Source organism: Aeromonas sp. s8, from assembly GCF_040907785.1.
In the GTDB taxonomy this organism is placed as follows: Bacteria; Pseudomonadota; Gammaproteobacteria; order Enterobacterales; family Aeromonadaceae; genus Aeromonas; species Aeromonas veronii.
The window spans coordinates 61,015-69,955 of the sequence record NZ_JBFOCL010000058.1 but is presented as its reverse complement, the minus strand read 5'-3'; the positions used below and the strand labels follow the sequence as shown (position 1 = coordinate 69,955).

Annotated in this window: 10 protein-coding genes and 1 pseudogene; 3 read left to right on the top strand and 8 right to left on the bottom strand. The window is 56.6% G+C overall.

The genetic code is table 11. The features are described 5' to 3' along the window. From AB5Y86_RS20940 to ffh, 6 genes and pseudogenes are all read right to left on the bottom strand, one after another. Positions 1-134, bottom strand: a pseudogene (locus tag AB5Y86_RS20940) (IS3 family transposase); the annotation flags it as partial. A gap of 140 nt (positions 135-274) precedes the next feature. Then, a complete protein-coding gene (rplS, locus tag AB5Y86_RS20935) occupies positions 275-622 on the bottom strand; it encodes a 50S ribosomal protein L19 (RefSeq protein ID WP_005313505.1) in 348 nt (115 codons plus the stop codon). A 32-nt stretch (positions 623-654) separates the two neighbouring features. Further along, complete coding sequence (trmD, locus tag AB5Y86_RS20930) at positions 655-1,404, bottom strand: tRNA (guanosine(37)-N1)-methyltransferase TrmD (RefSeq protein WP_005340400.1); 750 nt, start codon at positions 1,402-1,404, stop codon at positions 655-657. A 34-nt stretch (positions 1,405-1,438) separates the two neighbouring features. After that, positions 1,439-1,960: a ribosome maturation factor RimM gene (gene rimM / locus AB5Y86_RS20925; RefSeq protein WP_005340394.1), complete on the bottom strand. Its 522-nt coding sequence runs from the start codon at positions 1,958-1,960 to the stop codon at positions 1,439-1,441. A 24-nt stretch (positions 1,961-1,984) separates the two neighbouring features. After that, positions 1,985-2,233 carry a 30S ribosomal protein S16 gene (rpsP, locus tag AB5Y86_RS20920; RefSeq protein ID WP_005340392.1) on the bottom strand — a complete coding sequence of 83 codons (249 nt, stop codon included), beginning with the start codon at positions 2,231-2,233 and terminating at the stop codon, positions 1,985-1,987. 177 nt (positions 2,234-2,410) lie between these two features. Then, the gene (gene ffh, locus AB5Y86_RS20915) at positions 2,411-3,787 is read right to left on the bottom strand and encodes a signal recognition particle protein (protein WP_005357987.1); all 1,377 of its coding nucleotides are present in this window, start codon (positions 3,785-3,787) and stop codon (positions 2,411-2,413) included. Between the two features lie 202 nt (positions 3,788-3,989). On the opposite strand from ffh, the gene ccsA reads away from it, so the two are divergent. Together ccsA and AB5Y86_RS20905 are read left to right on the top strand one after the other, a co-directional pair. Further along, complete coding sequence (ccsA, locus tag AB5Y86_RS20910) at positions 3,990-4,778, top strand: inner membrane protein YpjD (RefSeq protein WP_005340390.1); 789 nt, start codon at positions 3,990-3,992, stop codon at positions 4,776-4,778. Positions 4,779-4,820: 42 nt separating this feature from the next. Then, complete coding sequence (locus tag AB5Y86_RS20905; RefSeq protein WP_005348906.1) at positions 4,821-6,101, top strand: HlyC/CorC family transporter; 1,281 nt, start codon at positions 4,821-4,823, stop codon at positions 6,099-6,101. 27 nt (positions 6,102-6,128) lie between these two features. On the opposite strand, the gene AB5Y86_RS20900 is transcribed toward AB5Y86_RS20905, so the two are convergent. Continuing rightward, on the bottom strand, positions 6,129-6,599 hold the full coding sequence (locus tag AB5Y86_RS20900; RefSeq protein ID WP_058057978.1) for an Rrf2 family transcriptional regulator: 471 nt from the start codon (positions 6,597-6,599) through the stop codon (positions 6,129-6,131). 111 nt (positions 6,600-6,710) lie between these two features. On the opposite strand from AB5Y86_RS20900, the gene hmpA reads away from it, so the two are divergent. Then, positions 6,711-7,904: an NO-inducible flavohemoprotein gene (hmpA, locus tag AB5Y86_RS20895; RefSeq protein WP_368193969.1), complete on the top strand. Its 1,194-nt coding sequence runs from the start codon at positions 6,711-6,713 to the stop codon at positions 7,902-7,904. A 99-nt stretch (positions 7,905-8,003) separates the two neighbouring features. Here hmpA and AB5Y86_RS20890 read toward each other — a convergent pair whose 3' ends face one another. After that, positions 8,004-8,615 carry a tetratricopeptide repeat protein gene (locus AB5Y86_RS20890; RefSeq protein ID WP_082187527.1) on the bottom strand — a complete coding sequence of 204 codons (612 nt, stop codon included), beginning with the start codon at positions 8,613-8,615 and terminating at the stop codon, positions 8,004-8,006. Positions 8,616-8,941 lie beyond the last annotated feature (326 nt).

Sequence of the window (8,941 nt, the reverse complement as noted above, 5' to 3'; positions counted from 1 at the left end):
GTGGAGCGGCCCTGAATGCCATAACGCACCTGAGCCTGTTTGTAGGTGAGCTCGCCTTTTTCAATCTGCTCGACCAGCGCCAGTTTAAAAGTCAGCGAGTAATCGCGCTGTGTCCGTTTCACACCTTGTCCCATCGGGTTCTCCATTTATTGGGGGGAAAGGTGTAAACCATATTCAGGACGGGACAACGGATACAAAAAAGGCTCGCCATTGGCGAGCCTTTTCACTACCTGTCGAGCTATTTGCCGACATACCGACACCAATTCGAATCGAATTAGTTGAGCTTCTCTTTGATACGAGCAGCTTTGCCGGACAGGTTGCGCAGGTAGTACAGTTTAGCGCGGCGAACATCACCACGACGCTTCAGTTCTACACTGTGGATCAGCGGAGAGTGAGTCTGGAATACACGCTCAACACCTTCGCCGTTGGAGATCTTGCGAACGGTGAAAGCAGAGTGCAGACCGCGGTTACGCTTGGCAATAACGATGCCTTCGAAAGCCTGCAGACGCTCTTTACCACCTTCTTTAACACGAACTTGAACACGTACAGTGTCGCCCTGGGCAAAAGCCGGGATGTCGGTACGCAGTTGCTCTTGTTCAAGCTGCTGAATAATCTTGCTCATTGTCTTTCCTTACCTAGGATAAACTGAAAACTCTACTTAACGCTGTCACGCACTTCGCGGACATACTCGGCAAGAAGTGATTCTTGCTCGTCAGTCAGAGCTAGGTTGTTAATAAGTTCCGGCCTTCTTTGCCAGGTTCGTCCGAGCGATTGCTTGAGACGCCAGCGCCTGATCACTTCGTGATTGCCGCTTGTCAGCGCCTCAGGCACCGCCAACCCATCCAACACCTCCGGCCGAGTATAGTGGGGATGATCCAGCAAGCCATCCGTGAAAGAGTCTTGCTCGGCACTGGCCTGATCGCCCAAAACCCCCGGTACCAGACGCGAAACCGCATCGATCAGGGTCATGGCAGGCAACTCGCCACCACTTAACACGTAATCCCCGATAGACCACTCTTCGTCGACTTCGGTTTGTATCACGCGTTCATCGATACCTTCGTATCGACCGGCTACCAGAATCAGTTTCTGATTCGTCGCCAACTCGGTTACGCCCGCTTGAGTCAGCTTGCGTCCCTGAGGAGAGAGATAGATGACTTTCGCCCCGTCTCCCGCTGCTTGCTTGGCTGCATGAATCGCGTCACGCAGCGGCTGAACCATCATTAACATGCCGGGCCCACCACCATAAGGACGATCATCGACCGTACGGTGTTTGTCGTGGGTAAACTCCCGGGGGTTCCAGCACTCAATCTGCAGCAGGCCACTCTTGACGGCCCGACCCGTTACCCCGTGCTCGGTAATGGCTCGGAACATTTCAGGGAAGAGGCTAATAACCCCAATCCACATAAGAAACCTCCGGCACCCGTGTTAGCGCGGGAAACTAGAAACCAGGATCCCAATCAACTTCGATTGTTCGAGCAGTCAGATCAATATTCTTGATCACCTGCTCTTCCAGGAACGGAATCAACCGCTCCTTTGCACCAAAGGCATCTTTTACATTGGCCTCAACCACCAACACATCGTTGGAGCCGGTTTCCATCAATTCGGTCACCTTGCCCAGGTCGTATCCCTTGGTGGTCACCACGGAGCAACCAATCAGGTCACGCCAGTAGAACTCACCTTCAGGCAACGCAGGCAACAGATCGGCGGGTACGCCAATCTCGACATTGGTCAATGCCAGGGCATCTTCGCGCACATCGATACCATCGAGTTTGCAGATCAGACCCTTGTTGTGACGTTTCCAGGATGAAACCCGAATTTCACGCCACGCCCCGTTCTGATTAATCAGCCAGGGGTTGTAATCGAAAATCGCTTCGGCAACATCGGTGAAGGAGTTCACTTTAAGCCAGCCCTTGATGCCATAAACGGTACCCAGGGTGCCCAGAACTACAGGTTTTTCCACCTTAACTCCTTACCGTTGGGCTGATTAAGCAGCTTTTTTAGCGTCTTTGATCAGCTTGGCAACGCGGTCAGAAACAGCGGCACCAGTAGCAACCCAATGCTCGATACGAGCCAGGTCCAGGTTCAGCTTTTCAGCTTGACCAGCAGCAACCGGGTTGAAGAAACCAACGCGCTCGATGAAGCGACCGTCACGGGCGCAACGGCTGTCAGAAACTACTACCTGGTAGAACGGACGCTTTTTCGCGCCACCACGTTGTAAACGAATGGTTACCATATCGTCCTCATTAACATCTAATGAACAGGGCCCGCAAACACGCGGACCCTAGCTTAAAATAAGCCGCGTAATTCTACTTGGATTCGTAATAATTGCAACCAAGCCAGCCATTTTTTGCGCAGAGCGGCAATGAAAAGGGGCCTGCCACTGCAGACCCCCATCAACACGCAGGCCGGATCAGAACGGGCCGCGACCGCCACCGAAACCGGGGGGCATCATGTTCTTCATCTGGCTCATCATTTTGCGCATGCCGCCCTTGCCGGACATTTTCTTCATCATGCGCTGCATCTCGGTGAACTGCTTGAGCAGCTTGTTCACGTCCTGCACCTGCATGCCGGAGCCTGCGGCGATACGGCGTTTGCGGGAACCCTTGATGAGATCAGGATGAGCGCGCTCTTTCGGCGTCATGGAGCTGATGATCGCCTCCATTCGCACAGTGAGCTTATCATCCATCTGATCTTTAACGTTATCCGGCAGCCCGGACATGCCGGGCAGCTTGTCGAGCATCCCCATCATTCCGCCCATGTTGCGCATCTGGGCCAGCTGCTCGCGGAAATCTTCCAGATCGAAGCCTTTGCCACTCTTGACCTTGCTGGCCAGCTTGGCCGCTTTCTCTTTATCGACGTTGCGCTCAACTTCCTCGATCAGAGAGAGCACATCGCCCATACCGAGGATACGGGAGGCGAGACGATCCGGGTGGAACGGCTCCAGCGCATCGGTCTTTTCACCCATACCGATAAACTTGACCGGCTTGCCGGTGATATGACGTACCGACAGAGCAGCACCACCACGGGCGTCGCCATCCGCCTTGGTGAGGATCACACCGGTAAGCGGCAGCGCTTCGTTGAACGCCTTGGCGGTGTTGGCGGCATCCTGACCGGTCATGGCATCGACCACGAACAGGGTCTCGACCGGCTTGATGGTGGCATGCAGATCCTGAATCTCGGCCATCATCTCGCTATCAACGTGCAGACGACCGGCGGTATCGACGATCACCACGTCATAGAATTTCTTGCGCGCCTGATCGATGGCGGCGGTGGCGATATCGACCGGCTTCTGGCTAGCATCGCTCGGGAAGAAGTCGACGCCGATGTCATTGGCCAGGGTTTCCAGCTGTTTGATCGCTGCTGGGCGATAGACGTCGGCACTGACCACCAGCACCTTCTTCTTGCTGCGCTCTTTGAGCAGCTTGGCCAGTTTGCCAACTGTGGTGGTCTTACCGGCACCCTGCAGACCGGCCATCAGGATGATCGCTGGCGGCTGGGCAGCCAGGTTGAGCTGTTCGTTGGCCTCCCCCATTACGGTGACCAGTTCACCGTGCACAATCTTGATGAATGCCTGGCCCGGGCTCAGGGATTTGGCCACTTCCTGCCCGACTGCGCGCTCTTTGACACGCGCGACGAAATCCCGCACGACCGGCAGGGCGACATCCGCCTCGAGCAGCGCCATGCGGACTTCGCGCAGGGTTTCCTTGATATTGTCTTCGGTCAGGCGACCACGGCCACTGACATTGCGCAAGGTGCGCGAGAGTCGTTCAGTCAAATTCTCAAACATGACGGATTCCGGTTCTTGGCGTAATAAATTTGGGGCATTATAACCCAGAGCGGGCGCGAGGACGATTATTCACCGCACCGCAGCAGTAGGGATCTTCTCCCTATATATGGGCAGATCGGCCGTTGCACAACTGGCGAGCACTTCTCGTGCAAGGTATACTGCCCCTCTTACCCTCAAAAGCTTGTGCAACAACGACCTGGTTATGATCGTAATCTCTGTTCTGGCCCTGGCGTTTTATCTGCTGGCCATCATCGCCTCCCTGCATCTGTTACTGAGCGCCAAGCCGGTGGGACAGCGCTCCCTGTTTGCCTGTATCGGATTGGCCCTGATCGCCCACGCTAGCGCCCTCGGTTCAGAGGTATTGCAGAGTTACGGCCAGAACCTGAGCATGCTCAACGTTGCCTCGCTGGTCAGCCTCATCATCAGTTGCTTCATGACCTGCGTGACCCGCCGCTTCAACGGCTGGATCCTGCTGCCGGTGGTCTACAGCTTCTCGGCCCTGTTGCTGGCTGCCAGCGCCTTGATCCCGGGTCGCTATATCACCCATCTGGAGGCCCATCCCCAGCTGTTGCTGCACATCGGCCTCGCCCTGATGGCCTACTCGGTATTGATGATCGCCTGTCTGTTTGCGCTGCAGCTCGCCTGTCTGGACAAGCAGCTTAAATCGAGAAAAATCAGCAACCTGCCAGCCATGCCGCCACTGATGACAGTGGAAAAACGGCTGTTTCAGTTGATCTCTGCAGGGGTGTTGCTACTGACACTCTCCATCGCCTCCGGCCTCTTCTTCCTCGAAGATATGTTCGCCCAGGGCAAGTCTCACAAGGCCGTGCTCTCCATCCTGGCATGGTGTGTTTACGTGTTGCTGCTGTGGGGTCATCACACCTATGGCTGGCGCGGCCGTAAAGTCATCACACTCAGTCTGATTGGCAGCTTCATCCTGACTCTTGCCTACTTTGGCAGCCGCTTCGTCAAAGAAGTGCTGTTGAGCTGACACCTATACTCTTTTAGCCATACAATCCAACAGGAGCCCTTTTTGGACAGCATCTCAACGAGTACATTACTGATTGTTCTCGTTATCTTGATCCTTCTTTCCGCCTTCTTCTCCAGTGCCGAAACCGGCCTGATGTCCATCAACCGCTACAAACTGCGGCATCTGGCACAGACCAAACACAAAGCCGCACGTCGCGTCGAACAACTGCTCGCCCGCCCCGATCGCCTGCTGGGACTGATCCTGATCGGCAATAATCTGGTCAATATCCTCGCCTCCGCCATCGCTACCATCGTCTGTATCCGGCTGTTTGGTGATCTCGGGGTCGCCATCGCCACCTTCGGCCTGACCCTGGTGGTACTGGTATTCGGTGAAGTGACCCCCAAGACCTTGGCCGCCATGTTTCCGGAGAAAATTGCCTATCCCGCCTCCTGGATCCTCAAGGGGCTGATGGTGCCGCTCTCGCCGCTGGTCTGGCTGATCAACGGCATCACCAGCGGCCTGCTCAAGATGCTGAAGATCAATCCCAACAAGGATGACTCCCTCAACACCGAGGAGCTGCGCACCATAGTCAATGAGGCGGGTAACCTGATCCCCCAGCGTCATCAGGAGATGCTGTTGAGCATTCTGGATCTCGACAAGATGCTGGTCGAGGACATCATGGTGCCGCGCAGCGATATCTACGCCATCGACATCAACGATGACTGGAAGAGCATCCAGCGCCAGCTGGCCCACTGCGCACACACCAAAATCCTGCTCTATCGCGACAATATCGACGACGTTGTCGGCTTTTTGCACGCGCGCGATGCCCTGCGGCTGGTAGCCAGGGACCAGTTCAATAAATCGAGCCTGTTGCGTGAAGTGGACGAGATCTACTTCATTCCGGAAGGAACGCCGCTCAACGTGCAGCTGGCCAAATTCCAGCGCAACAAGGAGCGAATTGGCCTGATCGTCGACGAATACGGCGACATTCAGGGGTTGATCACCCTGGACGATATTCTGGAAGAGATCGTCGGCGACTTCACCACCTCCATGACGCCAGCGCCGAGCGACGAGATCCACCCCCAGTCAGATGGTTCTTATCTGGTCGAAGGCTCAGCCAATATTCGTGAGCTGAACAAGGAGATGAACTGGCACCTGCCCATCGACGGCCCTCGTACCCTCAACGGCCTGATCCTCGAATATCTGGAGGAGATCCCCCAGCCCAACATCGGGATCCGGTTGGCCGGTTATCCTATCGAGATCCTCGATGTGGAGAACAACATGGTGAAGATGGCGCGGATCATGCCGGCATCGTACCGGGCGGAGTCGGATTCACAAGATTGAAAAAGGGCTGCCAGTGGCAGCCCTTTTCTATTGCTCATCGTCATCATCCGGCTCCAGCACCAGCGTCGGGATCAACTCGCCAAACACCCGTTGCAGCTCGTCACGGTTGGCCAGCAGGTCTTGCAGCGTATAGCTGTCCATCACCGCCAGAAACGCATCCATCGCCTCTTTCAGCGCACTCTTGAGCAGACAGACAGAGACGATGTGACAAGCGGGCGAGCCGCAGTCAATGCCGTCCAGATTGCCTTCCAGCGCCCTGATAACCTGCCCGATATTGATGGTGGCGGGATCGCAAGCCATACGAATACCGCCATTCTTGCCACGCTGGGATTGCAGATAGCCCAGCTTCACCAGCTGATTGACCACCTTCACCATGTGGTTGCGGGAAACGCCATACAGGGCCGATACCTTGGCAACGCTCGACAACTCCCCTTCCGGCAGGGTGGCAAGATAGAGCAGGGCTCTCAATCCAAAATCTGTATAACTGGTTAGTCTCATAAAACCTGATTAGCGCGATGCGAAAAGTGGAGTATTGATTCAAATCAAATAAACATCTAGGATGCCACTTATTAAATGACATTTTATATGTTCAATTAGAACGAGGCCCCTATGCTAGATCAAACCACCGTTGCCGTCATCAAAAGCACTATTCCGCTGCTCGAATCGGCAGGCCCTGCCCTCACCCAGCACTTCTACCAACGGATGTTCAGCCATAACCCGGAGCTGAAAGATATCTTCAACCTGGCTCATCAACGCAGTGGCGGCCAGCCGCTGGCCCTGTTCAATGCTGTCGCCGTGTATGCAAAGAATATCGACAATCTGGGAGCGCTCGCCGGTGCGGTCGAGCGGATTGCGCACAAACATACCGGATTCCTGATCCAGCCGGAACAATATCACATTGTAGGTAGTCATCTCTTGGCCACGCTCAAAGAATTGGGCGGAAGTGCGGTCACCGACGAGGTGCTGGAGGCATGGGGCAAGGCGTATGGCGTGCTGGCAGACATCTTCATCGGCCGCGAGCGGGAGATCTATCAGGAGAAGGCCAATCAGGATGGCGGCTGGCAAGGTACCCGCACCTTCATCATCAAGGAGAAGCGAGCCGAGAGCGAACTCATCACCTCCTTCCTGCTGGCGCCGGAAGATGGCAAGCCGGTACTGACCTTCAAACCGGGCCAATACCTCAGCATCAAGCTGGTTCACCCCGAGCTGGAATATCAGGAGATCCGCCAATACTCCCTCTCCGATGCCCCCAACGGGCAGGATTACCGCATCAGCGTCAAGCGTGAGCCGCAGGGTCAGGTCTCCAACCTGCTGCACGATCACCTGCAGGCGGGTGACAAGATCGAGGTGATGCCCCCTACCGGCGATTTCTACCTGAAAGCCGACAGCCAGACCCCGGTGGTACTGCTCTCCGCCGGTGTCGGCGTGACGCCGATGATGAGCATGCTCAACCAGCTGCTGGCGAACGGCCATCAGGCTGATGTCACCTGCCTGCACGCCTGCGAACAGGGCGCTGTACACGCCTTCCGGGAGGATATTCAGCAAAAATCCCGCCAGCATCCCAACTTGCTGAGCCGGGTCTGGTATCGGGAGCCGGAGGCCAGCGATGTACAGGGTGAAGATTACGACCTGGCCGGCACCATGGATCTGACTGCCGTGAAGGAGCGCATAACGCCGCAGGCCCACTACTACTTCTGTGGCCCTGTCGGCTTCATGCAAGAGATCAAGCGGCAGCTGCTGGCGGCTGGGGTGCCAGTGGGGCAGCTCCATTACGAAGTTTTTGGCCCCCACCAAGATCTCTAAGGCGCGGGCAGCCATATAACAGAGGGAGGTTCCGGCCTGTCATGGCACGGCGGCTGGAACCGGACCCACAGGTGCAGATCTGTGGGTCATTTTTTTGGATCAGTGCATCGCCTTGGCGCGGGCCACCACGTTGGCCGGCATCCTGTTGCCAAGACGGTTGAGCAGAGTCGCCGCCTTCTGGTGCAGCGCCTTGTCACCGATGACGGAGCCATGGAGCCAGCGATAGGCGTCCTCATAATCGAGCGGACTGCCCATCCCCTGCAACAGCATCTCGACCCACTCGATGCGAGCCCGCAGAAAACCGAGGCTGGCCGCCTCGCGCATCAGGGTCTCGGCTCGCACCAGATCCTTCTGCACCAAAGTTCCTTTCCAGTAGTAGCGGCCCAACTGCTCCAGCGCCGGCGCCAACCCCTGATTGGCCGCCTCCCACATATATTGCACCCCGAGCTCGGCATTGGATTTGGTACAGACACCCCACGCCAGCATATCCCCCCAGAGGAATTGATAGGCCGGGATCTTCATCACCGAGGCGCGTGCTTCGATATCCTGAGTCAGCTGACAGCGATCCTGCTTCACCTGAGTGAGGTGGCGCCCCTGCTCAATCCAGTTGAGCAGCTCGTCCTGACGATAGAGCGGCACCGCCTGCAACTCGCCTGCGGCCAGAGGTGCGGGAGGCGCAACCACAGCAGCAGGTTCCGCCGGTTTTGGCAGCGGCGTGGCCCCCTCGCCACTGCTGGCAACAGGTGTGACCGGCTCAGCCGGAAGCAAGACGGGGACTGCCTCAGAGGGCGCTGGCGTAGCAGCAGAGACAGGGGCCGCCACCGCAGCACTGCTTGCGGTCGGTGCCGATGCACTTGCTGCAGGCGCATCGCTCGATACGGCAGCCGATACCGCCTCGGCACCATAGAGGGGCGCGGTGAATGCACCGACAAGAACGAGAAGAGTAAGGGGTTTCATCATAAGGATCTCCTGCTGCACTCTGTTATCGGCACCAAGCCCCATCCCCTTAGCCTGCCGGGCGGCTCTCATCAATACAA

Coding starts and splice junctions, on each gene's coding strand:
- ccsA (WP_005340390.1), top strand. CDS start 3,990: ATGATCGTAATCTCTGTTCTGGCCCTGGCGTTTTATCTGCTGGCCATC.
- trmD (WP_005340400.1), bottom strand. CDS start 1,404: ATGTGGATTGGGGTTATTAGCCTCTTCCCTGAAATGTTCCGAGCCATT.
- hmpA (WP_368193969.1), top strand. CDS start 6,711: ATGCTAGATCAAACCACCGTTGCCGTCATCAAAAGCACTATTCCGCTG.
- rplS (WP_005313505.1), bottom strand. CDS start 622: ATGAGCAAGATTATTCAGCAGCTTGAACAAGAGCAACTGCGTACCGAC.
- ffh (WP_005357987.1), bottom strand. CDS start 3,787: ATGTTTGAGAATTTGACTGAACGACTCTCGCGCACCTTGCGCAATGTC.
- AB5Y86_RS20900 (WP_058057978.1), bottom strand. CDS start 6,599: ATGAGACTAACCAGTTATACAGATTTTGGATTGAGAGCCCTGCTCTAT.
- rpsP (WP_005340392.1), bottom strand. CDS start 2,233: ATGGTAACCATTCGTTTACAACGTGGTGGCGCGAAAAAGCGTCCGTTC.